At 75.3% G+C, this 16,057-nt stretch carries 14 protein-coding genes; 8 read left to right on the top strand and 6 right to left on the bottom strand.

The window, feature by feature from the left end; all coding sequences use genetic code 11:
- The first annotated feature begins 9 nt into the window (after positions 1-9).
- Complete coding sequence (locus PH191_RS08350; RefSeq protein WP_274194155.1) at positions 10-3,843, top strand: hypothetical protein; 3,834 nt, start codon at positions 10-12, stop codon at positions 3,841-3,843.
- A gap of 22 nt (positions 3,844-3,865) precedes the next feature.
- Here the strand turns inward: PH191_RS08350 and PH191_RS08345 are convergent, their stop codons facing one another.
- The 3 genes from PH191_RS08345 to PH191_RS08335 all read right to left on the bottom strand — a co-directional run bounded on the left by PH191_RS08345 (position 3,866) and on the right by PH191_RS08335 (position 7,237).
- Complete coding sequence (locus tag PH191_RS08345) at positions 3,866-5,140, bottom strand: GH39 family glycosyl hydrolase (RefSeq protein ID WP_274194154.1); 1,275 nt, start codon at positions 5,138-5,140, stop codon at positions 3,866-3,868.
- Positions 5,141-5,217: 77 nt separating this feature from the next.
- Entirely contained in the window at positions 5,218-5,730 is a 513-nt protein-coding gene (locus PH191_RS08340) for a mycothiol transferase (protein WP_274194153.1), read from the bottom strand.
- Positions 5,731-5,749: 19 nt separating this feature from the next.
- Positions 5,750-7,237, bottom strand: a complete 1,488-nt coding sequence (locus PH191_RS08335) for a class F sortase (protein WP_274194152.1) — start codon at positions 7,235-7,237, stop codon at positions 5,750-5,752.
- A 258-nt stretch (positions 7,238-7,495) separates the two neighbouring features.
- Here PH191_RS08335 and PH191_RS08330 point away from each other — a divergent pair, with 258 nt between their 5' ends.
- A complete protein-coding gene (locus tag PH191_RS08330; RefSeq protein ID WP_274194151.1) occupies positions 7,496-7,735 on the top strand; it encodes a hypothetical protein in 240 nt (79 codons plus the stop codon).
- A gap of 37 nt (positions 7,736-7,772) precedes the next feature.
- Here PH191_RS08330 and PH191_RS08325 read toward each other — a convergent pair whose 3' ends face one another.
- On the bottom strand, positions 7,773-8,168 hold the full coding sequence (locus PH191_RS08325) for a hypothetical protein (protein ID WP_274194150.1): 396 nt from the start codon (positions 8,166-8,168) through the stop codon (positions 7,773-7,775).
- Between the two features lie 151 nt (positions 8,169-8,319).
- Here PH191_RS08325 and PH191_RS08320 point away from each other — a divergent pair, with 151 nt between their 5' ends.
- The 3 genes from PH191_RS08320 (at position 8,320) to PH191_RS08310 (ending at position 10,246) form a co-directional block, all read left to right on the top strand.
- Positions 8,320-9,009, top strand: coding sequence for a hypothetical protein (locus PH191_RS08320; RefSeq protein WP_274194149.1), 690 nt, complete (start codon positions 8,320-8,322; stop codon positions 9,007-9,009).
- A 259-nt stretch (positions 9,010-9,268) separates the two neighbouring features.
- Positions 9,269-9,928: a Clp protease N-terminal domain-containing protein gene (locus PH191_RS08315; protein WP_274194148.1), complete on the top strand. Its 660-nt coding sequence runs from the start codon at positions 9,269-9,271 to the stop codon at positions 9,926-9,928.
- Positions 9,929-9,973: 45 nt separating this feature from the next.
- Positions 9,974-10,246, top strand: coding sequence for a hypothetical protein (locus PH191_RS08310; protein ID WP_274194147.1), 273 nt, complete (start codon positions 9,974-9,976; stop codon positions 10,244-10,246).
- A gap of 21 nt (positions 10,247-10,267) precedes the next feature.
- On the opposite strand, the gene PH191_RS08305 is transcribed toward PH191_RS08310, so the two are convergent.
- The gene (locus PH191_RS08305; protein WP_274194146.1) at positions 10,268-12,589 is read right to left on the bottom strand and encodes a CDP-alcohol phosphatidyltransferase family protein; all 2,322 of its coding nucleotides are present in this window, start codon (positions 12,587-12,589) and stop codon (positions 10,268-10,270) included.
- Between the two features lie 51 nt (positions 12,590-12,640).
- Here PH191_RS08305 and PH191_RS08300 point away from each other — a divergent pair, with 51 nt between their 5' ends.
- From PH191_RS08300 to PH191_RS08290, 3 genes are all read left to right on the top strand, one after another.
- On the top strand, positions 12,641-13,606 hold the full coding sequence (locus PH191_RS08300; protein ID WP_274194145.1) for a zinc-dependent alcohol dehydrogenase: 966 nt from the start codon (positions 12,641-12,643) through the stop codon (positions 13,604-13,606).
- A 96-nt stretch (positions 13,607-13,702) separates the two neighbouring features.
- Positions 13,703-14,293: a bifunctional 4-hydroxy-2-oxoglutarate aldolase/2-dehydro-3-deoxy-phosphogluconate aldolase gene (locus PH191_RS08295; RefSeq protein ID WP_274194144.1), complete on the top strand. Its 591-nt coding sequence runs from the start codon at positions 13,703-13,705 to the stop codon at positions 14,291-14,293.
- Positions 14,294-14,298: 5 nt separating this feature from the next.
- Entirely contained in the window at positions 14,299-15,261 is a 963-nt protein-coding gene (locus PH191_RS08290) for a sugar kinase (RefSeq protein WP_274194143.1), read from the top strand.
- 13 nt (positions 15,262-15,274) lie between these two features.
- On the opposite strand, the gene PH191_RS08285 is transcribed toward PH191_RS08290, so the two are convergent.
- Entirely contained in the window at positions 15,275-16,030 is a 756-nt protein-coding gene (locus tag PH191_RS08285) for an IclR family transcriptional regulator (protein WP_274194142.1), read from the bottom strand.
- Between the last annotated feature and the right edge of the window lie 27 nt (positions 16,031-16,057).

The following is a 16,057-nucleotide window of genomic DNA, read 5'->3' as shown; positions in this document are numbered from 1 at the left end:
GCGGGTCCGGTGTCACCGCGGACCCGGCTGCGCGACCACCTCGCGGACCCGTTCTCCCGGAACTCCTCCGCGCTGATCGTCAACACCGGCATGACCGGGCTGCTCGGGCTCGTCTACTGGTTCCTGGCGGCCCGCTTCTACACGCCCGAGGATGTCGGTCGCGGCTCGGCGCTGATCTCGGCGATGACCCTGCTGTCCGCGATCGTGGGGATCAACATCACCGGCACCCTCAGCCGGTTCCTGCCCCGCAGCGGCCGGCGCACCGCGCGTCTCGTGCTGCTCAGCTACGGGCTCAGTTCGCTCGTGGTCGCCGTACTGGCCGGCGGTTTCGTCCTCACCCTGAGCTGGTGGGGACCGTCGTTCGGGCTCCTGGCGAGCCCCGTGGCGGCGCTCGGGTTCGTCGGCGTCGCGGTGGCCGCGAACATCTTCACCGTGCAGGACGGCGTGCTCGTCGGCATGCGCGGCGCGGGGTGGGTCGCGCTCGAGAACACCGTGTTCGGCGCGCTGAAGGCGGGCCTGCTGATCCTCCTGGCGAGCACGAGCCCCGCCACCGGGGTCTACGTCGCCTGGATCATCCCGATGATCCTGCTCTGCATCCCGGTGAACGTCCTCGTCTTCGCTCGGCGGGTGCCCCGCCACGCGCGCGAGACCACCGAGGAGGTCACCACCGGCACCGAGTTCCGCGGCTTCCTCGCCGGGGACTTCATCGGGGCGCTGTTCGGGTTCGGCGCGATCTACCTCGTGCCGGTCGTGGTCGCCGCCGCGCTGCCGCCGTCGACCTTCGCCGTCTTCTACATCGCCTGGATGATGGCCGCGGTCCTCAACCTGATCCCGAACAACCTCGCCCAGACGCTCACCGTCGAGGGTGTCTTCGACGCGGAGCGCCTGGCCCGCTACGCCCGCTCCGCTCTGGTGCGCTCGGTCGCGCTGCTCGGGGCAGCGGCGCTGGTGCTGCTCGTCATCGCCCGTCCCGTGCTGGCCTTCCTCGGGTCCGACTACGCCGCCGCCGCGCCCCTGTTGCAGCTGCTGGCCCTGGCCGCCCTCGGTCGGGCGGTCATGGAGGTCTGGCTCGGCGTGCTGCGGGCGCAGGGACGGGCCCGCGCGATCGTGCGCTGGCAGGTCCTCTCGGGAACCGTCGTCGTCGGCACCGTGGTGGCCGGTCTCTTCCTGGGCGGCGCGACGTTGGGCATGCCCATCGACCCCGTGACCGGGGTGGGCGTACTCGTGCTCGTCAGCCAGGTGGCCGTGGCCCTCATGGTCCTCCCCAGCCTGCTGCGCGTGATCACGGTTCCGCGACGTGTGCAGGCGGAGCGCGGTGCAGCCCCGGCCGATCTCGACGGCCCCGCCGCCCCGACCCGGCCCCGCCGGCTGGTCCCGATGGAGGTGGTCGTCCGGGAGAAGGTGAAGGCTCCGGTACCCGACGCCGCCGAGCCCGAGTCCGCCGAGCCCGAGTCCGCCGAGCCCGAGTCCGCCGAGCCCGAGTCCGCCGAGCCCGAGTCCGCCGAGCCCGAGTCCGCCGAGCCCGAGTCCGCCGAGCCCGAGTCCGCCGAGCCCGAGTCCGCCGAGCCCGAGTCCGCCGAGCCCGAGTCCGCCGAGCCCGAGTCCGCCGAGCCCGAGTCCGCCGAGCCCGAGTCCGCCGAGCCCGAGTCCGCCGAGCCCGAGTCCGCCGAGCCCGGACCCGCGACGCCCGCGAGGTCCCCCACGCCGCCGCAACGCTCGTGGTGGGGTCGCCGCGTCCGGGCCCTCGTCCCGTTCGCGCCCGCCGTGCTGCTCGGCGAGGCCAGCCTGCTGTCGTTGGTGCTGATCGTCGTCCCGCTGCGCCGCGTGAACCTCGACGCCCTCACGGGCTGGGGCCTCGTGGCGGTGCTGCCGGTGACGACGATCATCGGGGTGGCGGTCCTGCTGCTCAGCGTCGTCGCCACCCTCGCACTGGCCCGCGAGCACCGGGCCCTGCTGACCGCGCAGATCCTCGCCGTGTGCTGCGTCCTGCACGGCATCACGGCGCTGATCGAGCCGCTGCCACGGTTCCCCACCTCGTACGTGCACCTGGGGTTCGTCGACTACATCTCGCGCTTCGGCACCGTCGTCCCGGACCTCGACGCCCGCTTCAGCTGGCCCGGCTTCTTCGCGCTCGTGTCGTTCGTGTCCGGCGGAACCCCGCCGACCGACCTGCTGCCGCTGCTCCGTGTGACGCCCCTGATCTCGAACGTCCTCTACCTGCTCGCGCTGTGGCTCATCCTGCGCACGCTCCGGATCAGCTGGCGGGGCAAGTGGTTCGCGGCCCTGTTGTTCACGCTCCTCCAGTGGATCGGGCAGGACTACTTCTCTCCGCAGGGCTACACGTTCCTGCTCTACATGATCTTCGTCGGGATCGTGCTGACCTGGTTCCGGCCCGTCGGCCGCGAGGTCGTCTCCGGCCGCCCGGCGTGGGTCGCCGGGGTCCTGCACCGCACCCCGTCGTGGCTGCGTCGCGCCGGGAGCCGGGGTCGCCGGATCGTCGGCCGCGTGATCGGGACGCCGACGGTCCCGGGCGAGCACGCCGCGCACCCGTCGTCGGCGGCCACGCGCATCGCGCTGCTCGGGCTGCTCCTCGTGATCTTCGCGGCGGCCACCGTGAGCCACCAGCTCACCCCGTTCGTCATGGTCATCGCGGCCGGGGCGCTGGCGCTCTGGCGGCGCTCCACGCTGCGCGGGCTGCCGGTGCTGCTCGGCGTGCTGCTGGTGGCCTGGGTCAGCCTGATGACCGCAGCCTTCTGGAGCGGTCACCTCACCGACCTCGTCGGCGGCGTCGGCGACGTCTCCGGCAACGTCGCCACCAGCATCGCGGCCCGCAGCACCGGGGACCCGGCGCACGCGGTCGTGGTCCTCGTCCGGATCGCCCTGTTCGGCGTGCTGGCGGTCGGGTCCGTCGTGGGCCTGGTGCGGCGGCGCCGCGGCGGGGTGGACGACCGCGTCGTCGCGCTCCTGCTCGCGGTCCCGTTCCTCGCCGTGCTGATCCAGAACTACGGCGGCGAGATCGGCATGCGCGTGTACATGTTCGCGCTACCCGGTGCGTGCGTGCTGATCGCGCTGGCGTTCTTCCCCGAGACCTCGCGCGGCACCGGGTTCCGGGCGGCGTTCGGCTCGGTGTGGCGCTACGTGGCCGCGGGCCTGGTCGTGCTCGTTCTTGGTGCGGCCTACGGGGTCGCGGCCTACGGCAACGAGGCCTTCGAGCGGGTGTCGCCGGGGGAGCTGGCCGCCGTGCAGTGGATCTACGACCGGCCCGGCAACGCGCAGGTCCTCTTCCTCACCGACTCCCTGGACTCCGGCGCGACACCGATGATGCCCATCGGCTACACCGAGGCGATCGGTGTCGGCGTGCGCGCGACGCTGGCGTCCCCGAACGCGCGCGACAACCCCTCGGTCGTGGTCGAGCAGCTCGAGTACTGGGGTGGCAGCACCTACTTCGTCACGTCGAGGTCCGAGGAGCAGTACCTCGAGGTCAGCGCCGGCTACCCGAGGGGCTGGGGCAGCGAGTTCCGCGCGGCGATGGCCGCCGACCCGCGGCTCGAGAAGGTCGTCGACACCGGCGACGCCCAGGTCTGGGTCCCGCGCAACCCCCAGGCGTTCGACCCGATCACCGGGCGGGTCCCGGAGCTGCTCGGCGTGCGCATCGGACCGACGGAGTGGACCCCGGTCGGCGTGACGGTGCTCATCGGTATGGTCATCGTGCTGCTCGCGCTGCAGATCCGGGCGCTGCGCCGGCCCGGCCGGGCCGCCCTGCGGACCACCGTGTTCGTGTGGGGGCCGCTGCTGCTGGCCTTCCTCGCCGTCGTGGTCGAGCGGCTGTTCGCGCTGACCTGATCACGTGATCTGGCCTCGACCGTCACGCGCCCGACGGGATCCACCGGACCTCGTAGGGCGCGAGCCCGACGTCGGCGCCGTCGAGCGTGGCCGTCGTGGGGGCGTCGTTGGTGTTGACCAGCACCGTGGCCCGGGGGCCGCGGGCGCCGAAGACGGGGGCCGCGACGCCGGGGTCGCCGACCGGGGCGCCCGGGGGGAACTGGCGGGCGAACTCCTGCAGCGTCGCCAGGAACGGCTCGGGCCGGCCGTCCGCGGTCCAGAGTCCCGTCGGCGACGAGGCGTTGCGCGCGGCGTTCCAGTAGAACGACGTGTCGACCCCGGTGCGGGCGAACTCGACGAGCCCGGCCGTGCGCTGGGCCAGCCGCTTCTCCGGCGCCCAGCGCGCGGCGTCCGGCTCGACGTACCACTCGGCCCACCACAGCGGCAGTGACGTCCGCCCCTGGATCCACCCGTTGACGGCGGCGATCTTCGTCAGCGCCGTGACGTCGTCGGGGGCGCCCTCCTCGGTGGTGGTGTGCCCGTCGACGACGACGAAGTCAGCGCCGTTCTTGCGCTCGTTCCACGTGTCGAAGGCGTCGAGGATGCGCTGGTCGACCAGCCCCCACGGTCCGGTGAGCTCGGAGGGTCCGGTGTCGACGCCCGGCGGAGGCGCGGTCATCTCGATGTACGGGCCGCCGACCTGGTTGCCGGGGTCGACCTCCTTCAGCGCGTCGTACACGCGGTTGTAGAGCTCGGTGTACGCCTCGCCGTCCCAGGTCTTGGTGCGCTCGTTGAAGAAGCCCTTGAACTCGTTCCACACCTGGTAGTGGCGGACGTCGGGATAGCGGCGGGAGATCTCGGCGGCCAGGTCGGCGAAGTCCTGGTAGTGCTCGGGCTCGGGCGCCACCTCGAGCCGGCTCCAGTCGGTGCTGCCCTCGGCGCCGCCCTTCATCCAGTCCGGCGCGCAGCACAGGGTGATCACCGGGGTGCCGCCGCTACGCCGGATGAAGTCCATGCGGGCGTCGAGGCTCGCGAAGTCGTACTGACCGGGCGACGGCTCGGGGTTGCCCGCACCGAACCCCATGATGTGCTGCGCCTGGGGCATCGGCTGCGCCGCGAGGACGGCGGCGACCTGCTGCGTGGCCCGCGGATCACCGTCGACGGCGCTGAACTGGGTGTGGGTGAAGCCCACGCCGAGGCTGTTCGACGGCGCGGCCGACGCGCGGGGCGTGCCGTCGCACCCCGCCACCACCAGCAGGGCCGCCGCCACCGTCAGGGCGGCGAGCCCCCGCGCCCACCGGTCGCACTCGGAACGCATCTGCCCCCCACACCCCCGCACGGCGATCACCGGGCGCTCAGACTAGTCCTCCCGACGGTGGGGAAGTGGTGAGGATCTCAACGACGTCGTGGCGCGAGTCCCGCGAGGTAGGCGGCCTGGCCGGCGTGCTGGATGTCGTCGTCGACGACGCTCACCAGCCGCACCCCGCGGGTGACGGGCGGGTCCCAGCGGTCGTCGATGACCTCGTCGAGGTCCTCGTCGCGCAGGGTCCGCAGGTAGGCGACGGTGCGCTCGTGCACGGCGTCGAGGTACCCGGTGAGCAGGGCGGGGTCGTCGACGCGGACGGACGCGACCTGCTCGCTGGTGTGCCCGTAGCCGATCGAGGCGTCGTCGAGCGGTAGGTCGAAGCGACGCGCCCAGCCGTCGGCCGTGTACACCTGCTCGGTGCCGGCCAGCTCGGCGACGTGGTCGTCCTGCACTCGGGTCAGGTGCCACACCAGCCAGGCGATCGGGTTGGCCTCGTCGTCGGGCCGCCACACCAGGTCGTCGGCGGTGAGCCCGTCGACCGCCCGGGTGGCGTCGCTGCGGGCGCGCCCGAAGGCGTCGACCAGCACGTCGATGGCATCCACGGCTCCTCCTCCTCCCGCCTCAGCGCACCGAGGCGAAGACGACGACGTTGTCCCGGTAGGACAGGGTGTCCTCGTCGAACGGGCCGCCACACGTGAGCAGCCGCAGCTGGGGTGTCGTCGACGGACCGTAGATCCGGTCCGACGGCAGCGTGTCCTTCGGGTAGTACTCGACGCTGTCGACCGAGAACCGCGCGGTCTCGCCGTCCGAGCGCGGCACCTCGATCATGTCGCCCGGCCGCAGGCGGTCGAGCTGCGCGAAGACGGCCGGCCCGCGCCGGGTGTCGACGTGGCCCGCGAACACGGCGGGTCCGGGGTCGCCGGGTACCGCGCTCGCGGTGTACCAGCCGACCTGGCCGAAGTCGGTCGGCACCTGCAGGGCGCCGCGGTAGTCGATCCGCAGGTCGGCGATGTTCAGCGCCGCCAGCCCCACCGACGGGATCTGCATCCCGGTGGGACGCAGGCCCTCGGGGGCCGCGAGCGCCGCGGTCAGCGGCATCCGGGGCGCGGGCGGGACGTCGGGCTCCTCGGAGAACCAGCTCTCGAACCAGGCGCCGACGGAGCTGATCGTGCCGAGCCCGGTCGGGGCGGCCAGGCCGCCGAGGCCGGCCCCGGTGCCGCCGCGCGGCACCGGCGGGACGCGCGGCGGCGTCGGCAGCGGGGTCTCGGGGTCAGGGGTCGGGCGCGGCGTCGCGGGTGACGACGTCGGCTCGGTGCCGGGGCCGGGCACGCCGGCGACGGTCGCGGCGTCCGGCACGGCCTCGACGATCAGCTGGCCGTCGGGCTCGCGTCCCACGAACAGCGTCGTGACCCCGCCGTCGGACAGCGGCACCGTCGTCGTGTTCGTGGACCCCAGGCGGGACCGGACGTCGATCTCCCACGTCCGCGCGGGCACCGTGGCGTACGGGGTGGTCGAGCCGTAGAAGAGGTCGCGCCCGAGCGGCGGGCCGCCGGTGAGGTCGATGTCCAGCGCACCGACCCCGTTCGCGCCCTGCACCACGCGGACCTGCGTCGATCCGGCCGCGGCCGGCGCGGTCTGGTCGTCGAGCACCTGCAGCTCCGGGCTGCCCGACGTCGCCGAGTCGACGAACGCCGCGGTCTGGGCGGTGCCGGCGGGCACTTCGACGGACACCCGCACCGCCGGCGGGGTCGTGTGGCTCGCGCCGGCCGGGCGGGCCGTGAGCGTGTACGTCCCGGCGGGCTCGGTGAGGTACGGCGAGGTCCCCCGGTAGGCCACGCCGGGGGCGACGAGGGTCTCGGGCAGGTCCGGCCCGGTGACGTACATGTCGACCGCGGGCGTCACGGGTGACAGGTGCGCAACGCGCAGCATGCCGGTCGAGCTGTCGGCCGTGGCGGACGTGACGCCGAGGGTCACGGTCGCGGCCACCACGGCGACGAGCACCGCGGCGAGCGCGACCCACACCAGGGGCCGGCGCCAGGGCGGTCGCCGCGCGGGAGACGCAGCCGCCTCGGTCGGTGGGGTGTCGGGTTGGTCCTGCGCTCCGGTCACGGGGGAGCTCCTCGGCGGCGGGGGACGGCGGGGGACGGCGGGGGACGAACGGGGGAGCGCGACGATCAGGGAGCGGGCCGGCACCGCCGGCGGGCGCGGAGCGTGTCCGACCGCTCACCCCACGGCACGCGGTCACCCTAGTGGGTCAGTCCCCCGAACGGAGCACTACCCGGGACGACGGGTGCCGGGTTCCGGGCGCCCGTCCTGCTCTGCGCGAACACCGCCCCGGGCAGCGCTCGTGGGGATCACGCTGGAGCCATGAGCTCCAGCCTGTACGTGGCCCTGCGCAGCGGTCACGAGCACACCGTGACCGGTCTCGACGACGACGAGGCGGCCGCGCTGCGTGCGCGCATCGTCGCCCACCTCGACGCCCGCGAGTCCCACCCGACGCTCGACCTCGGCGACGGGACCACCCTGCGCACCGACGCCGTCGTGATGACGCGCGTGCACGACGAGGGGCCGCGCACCGGCTTCGTGGGTGAGGCGCGCCAGCGGTGAGGTGTCGGGCGGTGAGGTGTCGAGCGGTGAGCCGGCGTCAGCCCGTGCGGCGGGGCGCGGGGACGTGGGCCACGGCGCGCCGCGCGAGGTAGGCGGCGACCCGGCGCCGGGCGGTGCTCGACGCCGGGCGCCCGGCGCCGAGGTCGTCGAGCACGATGTCGAAGAGCGTCGGCAGCACGGGGTCGTCCCAGTCACGGCCGGCGAGGTCGGTGAGCGTCGGGACGTCGAGCCCCGTGCCCACCCACGCGATGGCGAGCTCCACGATCTCGGCGGTGTCCCAGGGCTTGCCGAGCACCTGCGCGGCGCGGGCCTCCGCCGGCGTCATCTCCCACAGGGAGGGCAGCGCCGCGAGTCCGGCCAGGAGCTCGGACGTCTGCGCGGCGCGCCCGCGCTCCGCCGTCGGCCGCCGTTCGGCGGTGATCGTGCTGGCCATCGTCTCCCCCACCATTGCTCAGCGTGAGATGGCGCCCCACCGATCTCACTCGCTCAGGCTAGCGCGGTACCGACCTACCGCCTACGGGTACTTTCCGTGATCATGGTCGTGCTGTGAACCATGGGTTGACGGCTCTGGCATCCTCGACCCTGTGAACCTGGAGTTGTCAGTGGAGCGGGCCGTCGTGGAGGCGGCCGGACAGGTGGACGTCGCCGACCCGGGCGGCAAGCCCGACGACCGCGGGGGCGAGCGGGCCGCGCGTCACCGGGCGGTCGCCGAGCTGCGGTCGGCGCTGATGGTGGAGGCCGCGGTGCGGGCGGCGGCGGCCGACGCGGTCGAGGGACGGGCGGAGGCCGCGGTGTGGCTCGGCGCCAGCCTGGCCGACCTCGCCGCCGTCACCGGACGCACTCGCCAGGCGGCGCGCAAGCGCTGGCCGGGTCTCGGTGACGTGTCCCGGCGCCGGCGCTTCCTCGGTTACCACGTCGACGACGTCCTCTGGGCCGCGCGCCTGGTGCTCGAGGCCGCCGACGACCTCGAGGGCGTCGACGAGACGGCGCGCGCGGCACTCGCGGACGCCGTCGCCGAGGCGGAGCGGGCGTTCCGGGGCGAGCCCGCCGACGCGGCCACCGACGCGGCCACCGACGCGGGCACCGACGTCGCCGCCGCCGTCGCCCGCTGGCAGGCGTTCGACCGTCTCGTCGACCGGCACCTGCGCGACCTCCTGGCCGGCGTCCCCGACGAGCCGGCCGACCCCACCGCGGGCTTCGCCGCCCACGGCGCGCGCGGTGTCCTGCGCTACTACGACCACGCCGTGCACGAGGGGGTCGAGACCGGTGACTGAGACGCTTCGACGAGCGAAGCATCTCCCTCGGGGCGGCGTGTCGTCGCCGATTCCGCCGGACGGGCGGCGGTCCCGCGTGGCGCAGGCGCCGACGGCACGGCCCGTGATCGGCGTCCCCCACGTCCGTCACGGGGATCACGGGGTGATCGCGGCCGTGGCCCGCCGTCGTGACCAGCGGTGCGGGCCGGGACCCGGACGTGCGCGGACGACGCCGGCGAGATTCGCGCCGGGCGCCGGGACGCGCTAGAGACCTCGGGTCATGGGGATCTCCACGCCCATCCACGACGCGCTGGCCGAGGCCCTCGACGCCCTCCGGGGTCTCGACGTCTCGTTCGACCGCCCGATGGATGTGACGAGCACGGACACCGAGCACGACGCGGGCGGCCGTGACGACCTGCCGATGCCGACCGTCGCCGGGGACGCCGAGCGCATCGTCGCGCTGGCCTGGGCGGAGGCCGCGGACCGGGGCCACGGCGCGTTCGGCACCGGGCACCTGCTGCTCGCCCTGGTACGCGCCGAGGGCCCGGAGCGCGAGCTCCTCGCGGAGGCGGGGGTGACCGCGTCGACGGTGGGGGCGGCGATGACGCTGGTCGCGTCGGCCTCGCTGTCCGAGCCCGTGGACGAGGGCGGCGACGACGTGCCGGTGGCGGGGCCGGCGATCGCCGAGGTCCTCGCGGCCGGGGCGAGCGACGGCGTCGTCAGCGCCGCGGGCCTGCTCACGGCGCTGCTCGCACGGCCGTGGGGCCAGGCGGCGGAGATGCTCGCCGCGCTCGGCGTCGACACCGGCGAGCTGACCGACGCGCTCACGGGCCTGGCCGAGCGCCCCGAGCCCGCGCCCCGCCCGATGCCCCGCGACCCGAGCGGCCTGCTGTCCTCGGCCTGGCGGCGTCCCGCAGAGGGCGTGACAGCCGAGGCGTGAGAGCAGAGGCGTGACGATCTCGTCGCGGGCAGGCACGATCCGGGCATGGCGAAGCCCAGCTGGATCCGTGCCGAGGACGGCGACCTCTACCGCGCGTCGGAGGTCGTCGCGGTCAAGACGACGCCGCACCCCAACGGCGGGCTCATGGTGGCCGTCGAGACCGAACGCCACGACAACATCGACGTCACCGGCCACCTCGACGACCTCGACGCCGCCGGGAAGTGCCGCGACGCGCTCGCCCATCTCCTCTCGCACGTCGAGAAGGGCACCGTGATCAGCTACGCGTCGGGGCGCTTCGAGGTCGGCGACCTGCACTGAGCCGACCCTCCCTGAGAAGCGTCAGGGACGCGGCCCGTACGCGTCGAGGAAGCGGTCGCGGAAGGTGTCCATCCGCCACGCGGGAGCACCCGGGTCCGGGGTGAGCCCGTCCGACCAGCCCCAGTCGTCCACGGCGGCGAGCACGGCCGGGTCGCGGCTGACGATCGAGATCGGGACGTCCCGGTTCGCCGTCGGCCCCGTGACCACGGGCGAGGGCTGGTGGTCGCCGAGGACGACGAGCACGGGCGCGCGGTCGGGACGCGCCGTGGCCTGGCGCTCGGCCCAGTCGTAGAGCGTCGAGAGCGTGTACTCGATCGACCGCCGGTAGTCGTCGCGGACCTCGTCCGAGTTCGTCGTGACGATCGACTGGAACGAGTGCTGCGGCTCCTCGGGGCCGAACACGCTGCCGTCGCCGACCGCATCCCACGGCACGGTGCGCGGCAGCGGCGCCCACGGGCCGTGGCTCGAGGTCAGGACGAGCTCGGCCATCGTCGGGGGCGCCCCGGGGCCGCGCTCGAGGCGGTCGAACGCGGAGAACAGGTACTGGTCGGGCATCGGCGACCAGCTGAAGCGCGGGCCCCGGTAGCCGAGGTCGTCGTGGGTGTAGGCGCGGTCGAGGCCGAAGAACGCCGCCTCCGGCCAGGGGCCGGTGGTGCCCGGCTGGACGGTGACGGTGCGCCAGCCGGCCTCCTGGAAGGCGCGCGAGAGCGTGAGGCGGCTCGACGACGTCAGGTCGGTGTGGCGCTGCTCGCCGTCGATCCACAGCCCCGAGAGCAGCGTGGCGTGCGCGAGCCAGCTGCCGCCGCCGGCGACCGGTGAGGTCAGCACGCCCGTGCGCGCGCCGTACCCGACGGCGCCGAGACGTCGCTCGCCGTCGGCGACCACGGCCCGGACGGGGCCCGCCATCGCGGGGTCGTCGAGGGCGGACAGGCCGTAGCTCTCGACCGCGACGATCACGACGTCGCGCCCGCGCAGTGCGGTGAGCAGGCGGTCGCCGGGCACGTCGCGGTAGGCGTCGACCGAGGCCTCGCGCTCGAACGCCTGCTGGTCGCGCACGCCGTCCTCGATCGCGACGGCCCGGTCGACGGCGCGGATGGAGACGTCGCGCGAGGCCACCGGCACCCCGGGCAGGAGCTGCGCCGAGAGCGTCCAGGCCACCATCCAGGCCACCGCGAGCACCCCGGCCAGCCGCAGCGCGCCGGAGCGGTGGTCGGCGGCGATCCGCGCGAGCCGGGCCACCGCGCCGCCCGTGCCGACCAGCAGTGCGACCCCGAGCAGCGCCACGAGCACCGCCACCACGACGCCGACGACGGGACCGGACGTCTCCGCGACGAAGTCGTAGGCGTTGGCGAGCAGCACCGCGTCGCGGGCCGGGTCGAACGGGCGCGCGATCGTGAGGGAGAAGCCGAGGTCGAACAGCGTCAGCACCAGCATCAGGCCGAGCACCACGCCGGCGATCCACGCGGCCACGAGCCGGGCCCACCGGGGCAGGAGGACGGCCACGACGAGCGCGACGAGGACCTCGAACGGGATGCGGAGGCCGGACTGCGGTACGAGGCGCGCGATGTCGCCGGGGGTGAGGAGCGCGACGAGCACCAGCAGCGCGGCCAGTGCCGTCACCACCGCGGCGAGGCCGCGACGGACGCGGACGGGGTGGGTGTCGGCGCTGCGCCAGAGCCGGACGACGTCGCGGCCGAACGACCACAGCAGCGCGAGGAGGGCGACCCCGACGAGGACCTGCGCGGCCACGAGGGGCAGCAGCTCCGAGGCCGCGACGACCAGCACGATGCCCTGCGCCGCCGCCACGACCTTGCCGGAGAACTTCGTCTCGAGCTCCCCGCCCAGCCACGGGAGCACGACGCCCGCGGCGACGAACAGGTAGCGGGCGAGCCCGATGAGCAGCACCCACGACCCGAGCTGGCCCGCGACGTGCCACGACAGCACCAGCAGCAGGAACGCGTCGAGCTCCATGTCGAAACGCGCGCCGAACTCCGAGGCCACGTTGCGGCGCCGCGCGACCTGGCCGTCGACCCCGTCGAGCAGCAGCGCCACGCCCGCGAGCACCACGAGCGCGGGCGTCGACACCGGGTCGGCGACCAGCGCGGTGACGCCGACGACGAGCACGCCGCGGGCCAGCGTCACCCGTCCCGCCGGCCCCAGGGCCGGCACGCCGGCGCCGGCGAGCACCGCGAGGAGCGCCGCGGCCGCCGCGGCCCCGACGACGACCCCGAAGGCGCCGAGCCCGAAGCCCTCGGCGAGCACCCCGAGCAGGCCCGCGCTCGCCAGCGCGCCGCCGAGGAGCTCGACGGTCAGGATCGCGGACGGGCCGTGCTCGCTCTGCACGCGTGCCAGCATGGCGTCCCTGTGATCGTCGCGGAGTGAGGAGGGTCGTCGATGACCGGCACGACACGGGCGTTCCGGGTCGAATCACCCGGGCGGGGGAGCATCGTCGAGGTCCCGCTGCCCGACCCGGGTCCCGACGACGTCGTCGTCCGCACCCTGCACTCGGCCGTGAGCCGCGGCACCGAGACGCTGGTGTTCCGCGGGGAGGTGCCGACGAGCCAGTACGAGCGCATGCGCGCGCCCTTCCAGGCCGGCGACTTCCCGGGTCCGGTGATCTACGGCTACCTCGCGGTCGGCGTCGTCGAGCAGGGCCCGGGCGCCGGGCGGACCGTGTTCTGCCTGCACCCCCACCAGGAGCGCTTCGTGGTGCCGGCATCGATGGTGGTCGAGGTGCCGGACAGCGTCCCGCCCGGGCGTGCGGTGCTCGCCGGCACGGTCGAGACCGCGGTCAACGCCCTCTGGGACGCCGCGCCGCGGGTGGGCGACCGCATCGCCGTGATCGGCGCCGGGATGGTCGGGGCGTCGGTGGCGGGGGTGCTCGCGACGTTCCCGGGGGTGCGCGTCGAGCTCGTCGACGTCGACGGGTCCCGGCGCGCGGTGGCCGACGCGCTGGGCGTCGGGTTCGCGACCCCGGACGCCGCGGCGGGGGAGTGCGACCTCGTGCTGCACGCCAGCGCCACCGAGGCCGGGCTCGCGCGCTCCCTGGAGCTCCTCGGCGACGAGGGCGAGGTGATCGAGATGTCCTGGTACGGCGAGCGTGCGCCCCGGGTGCCGCTGGGCGAGGCCTTCCACTCGCGGCGACTGACGATCCGTGCCAGCCAGGTGGGGAAGGTCGCCCCGGCGCGCCGCCCTCGCTGGAGCCTGAGCGATCGCCTCGGGCTCGCCCTGCGCCTGCTCGCCGACCCGCGCTTCGACGCGCTGATCACCGACACCTGCGCGTTCGAGGACCTCCCGACCGTCCTCCCGGCGCTCGCCGCGGGCGAGCGCCCGGGCCTGGGGGTGCGGGTCTCCTACTGAGGCGCGATCTCGACAACCCCGCGACCGCCCACTTACCCTCGTCCTGTGAGTCAACACGCCGTTTCGTCTCACGGGACGCGGGAGGAGTGGATCGGCGTGCTCGGGCGTGCCCGTGTGCTGCCGGTGCTGCGGTCGGACTCGGCGGCGAGCGCCCGGGCGCAGGTCGACGCGCTCGTCGGGGCCGGGCTGCCCGCGATCGAGCTGACCCGATCGACGCCCGGGTGGGCCGAGGCCCTGGCCGGCGCGCGGCTCGCGCACCCGCAGCTCTGCCTCGGGCTCGGGACGGTGCGCGACGCCGACGACGTGCGGCGGGCCCACGACCTCGAGGTCGACTTCCTGGTCACCCCGTGGCCGGCCCCCGCGGTCCGCGCCGCCGCCGACGAGCTCGGCGTTCCGCTGGTCGAGGGCGGGTTCACGCCCGGCGAGCTGGCCGCCGCCGCGGCGCACGGCCCGGCCAAGCTCTTCCCGGCCGCGCCCGTCGGGCCGGACTACCTCCGGGCGCTGCTCCCCGTGCTGCCCGGCGCCCGGGTGCTGCCCACCGGGGGGATCGGGCTCGACGCGGTCCCCGCGTGGCTCGACGCCGGCGCCCACGCCGTCGGGGTCGGCAGCGACCTGCTCCGCGCGCTCGAGGCCGATCCCGCCGGCACCGCCGAGCGGCTGGGCGCCCTGGTCGGGGGCGCCCGGTGAGCCCTGTGGGTGCAGACGGGGGACACGACGTCCTCGTCGTCGGCGAGCCACTGCTGGAGCTCACGTCCGGCGAGCCCCTGGAGACCGCGTCGGACTTCTCGCTGTCGTTCTCCGGGGACGCGCTCAACGCCGCGGCCGCGGCCGCGGCGGCCGGTGCCGACACCGCCCTGCTGACCCGGGTGGGCGCCGACGCCCTCTCCGCGCGTCTCGTGGCCCGCGTCGCCGAGCTCGGCGTGACCCCGCTGGCGCGCGTGGTCGACGACGCCCCGACCGGGGCCTACGTCTCGGCGCTCGACCCGGGCGGCGCGGCGGAGTTCGTCTACCTGCGCCAGGGCAGCGCCGCGTCGGGCCTGGTCCCCGACGACCTCGACACCGCCGCCCTCGAGCGGACCCGGGTGCTGCTGGTCAGCGGCATCACGGCCGCCCTCTCCCCGAGCGCCGAGGAGACGGTGCTGCACGCCGCGCGGACCGTGGCCGGAGCCGGTGGACGCGTCGTCTACGACCCGAACTTCCGCGCTCGCCTGACCACCCCGGAGCGCGCGCGGGCGGTCCTCGAGCGGATCGCCCCGTCCTGCAGCGTCGTCACGCCGTCGTGCCCGGGCGACGCCGCGGCGCTCGTCGGGGACGACGACCCGGCCGCGGTGGCCGCCCACGTGCTCGGCCTCGGCGCGGGGGCGGTGGTGGTGACCCGGGGCGAGGACGGCGTCCTGGTGGCCGCCGCGGACGGCGGCGCACCCACGTGGCTGGACGCGGTCCCGGTGCCGCTGGTGGTCGACCAGACCGGGGCGGGCGACGCGCTGGCCGGCACGCTCGCGGCGCGCCTGGCCGCGGGCGACCCGCTCCTCGAGGCCGCACGGCTGGGCACGGCGGCCGCCGCGCTGTCGCTCGCGGGCGCGGGCGGCACCGGCCGGGTGCCGACGCTGGGCGAGACGCGGGCGGCCCTGGCGGCCGGCCCGCGCGCCTCCTGAGCCGGCCCGTCGCTCAGCGCGGGGCGCCGAGCAGCTCCGACACGGCGCGCGCCGTCGCCGCCGCCCGCGGACCGACCTCGTCGGCCGCGAGGCTCTCCGGGTCGGTGATCAGCTGCGAGACGCTCACCGCCCCGATCGCGCGGTCGGTGTGGTCGAAGACCGCGGCGCCGACGCAGCGGACCCCGGCCTCGTTCTCCTCGTCGTCGACCGACCATCCGCGCGCGCGGATCTCGGCGAGGTGCGCGATCAGCGCCGTGGGGTCGGTGATCGTGTTCGGCGTGCGGGCCGGGAGGTCGGCGCGGGCCAGGAGGGCCGCCGCGTCGGCGTCGGTCATCCCGGCGAGGACGGCCTTGCCGATCGCCGTGCAGTGCAGCGGCATCGCCATGCCGACCCGCGAGGCCATCCGGTAGGGCTTGGCGCTCTCGACCTTGGCCACGTAGACCGCCTCGTGCCCGTCGAGCAGGGCCAGGTGCACGGTGGCGCCGGTCTCGCGCTGCAGCGCGACGAGCTCGGGGCGGGCGCGCTCGGCGGCGTCGCTGCGCGCGAGCACCCGCCCGGCCAGGCCCAGGATCCGGGACCCGCCCTGGTAGGTGCCCTGGTCGGTGACGCGCGCGAAGCCCAGGCGGGTGAAGTCCTGCAGGATGCGGTGCACCGTCGACTTGTGGATCCCGGTCGCGTCGGAGATGTCGGCGATGCGCTCGTGCTCGCCGAGGGCGTCGAGGACGGCGAGCGTCTTCTCCACCGCGTTGCTGCCGGACGGTCGGGGCACGGGGCCAGCCTAGGTCGCGGCGGGCTC

The organism is Actinomycetospora callitridis (assembly GCF_028737265.1).
Lineage (GTDB): Bacteria > Actinomycetota > Actinomycetes > Mycobacteriales > Pseudonocardiaceae > Actinomycetospora > Actinomycetospora callitridis.
This window is presented reverse-complemented; position numbering and strand designations above follow the sequence as displayed.

What these genes read in the sequence shown, in the direction of transcription:
- PH191_RS08300 (WP_274194145.1), top strand. Translation starts at nt 12,641, where the DNA reads ATGACCGGCACGACACGGGCGTTCCGGGTCGAATCACCCGGGCGGGGG.
- PH191_RS08345 (WP_274194154.1), bottom strand. Translation starts at nt 5,140, where the DNA reads ATGCGTTCCGAGTGCGACCGGTGGGCGCGGGGGCTCGCCGCCCTGACG.
- PH191_RS08315 (WP_274194148.1), top strand. Translation starts at nt 9,269, where the DNA reads ATGGGGATCTCCACGCCCATCCACGACGCGCTGGCCGAGGCCCTCGAC.
- PH191_RS08310 (WP_274194147.1), top strand. Translation starts at nt 9,974, where the DNA reads ATGGCGAAGCCCAGCTGGATCCGTGCCGAGGACGGCGACCTCTACCGC.
- PH191_RS08325 (WP_274194150.1), bottom strand. Translation starts at nt 8,168, where the DNA reads ATGGCCAGCACGATCACCGCCGAACGGCGGCCGACGGCGGAGCGCGGG.
- PH191_RS08330 (WP_274194151.1), top strand. Translation starts at nt 7,496, where the DNA reads ATGAGCTCCAGCCTGTACGTGGCCCTGCGCAGCGGTCACGAGCACACC.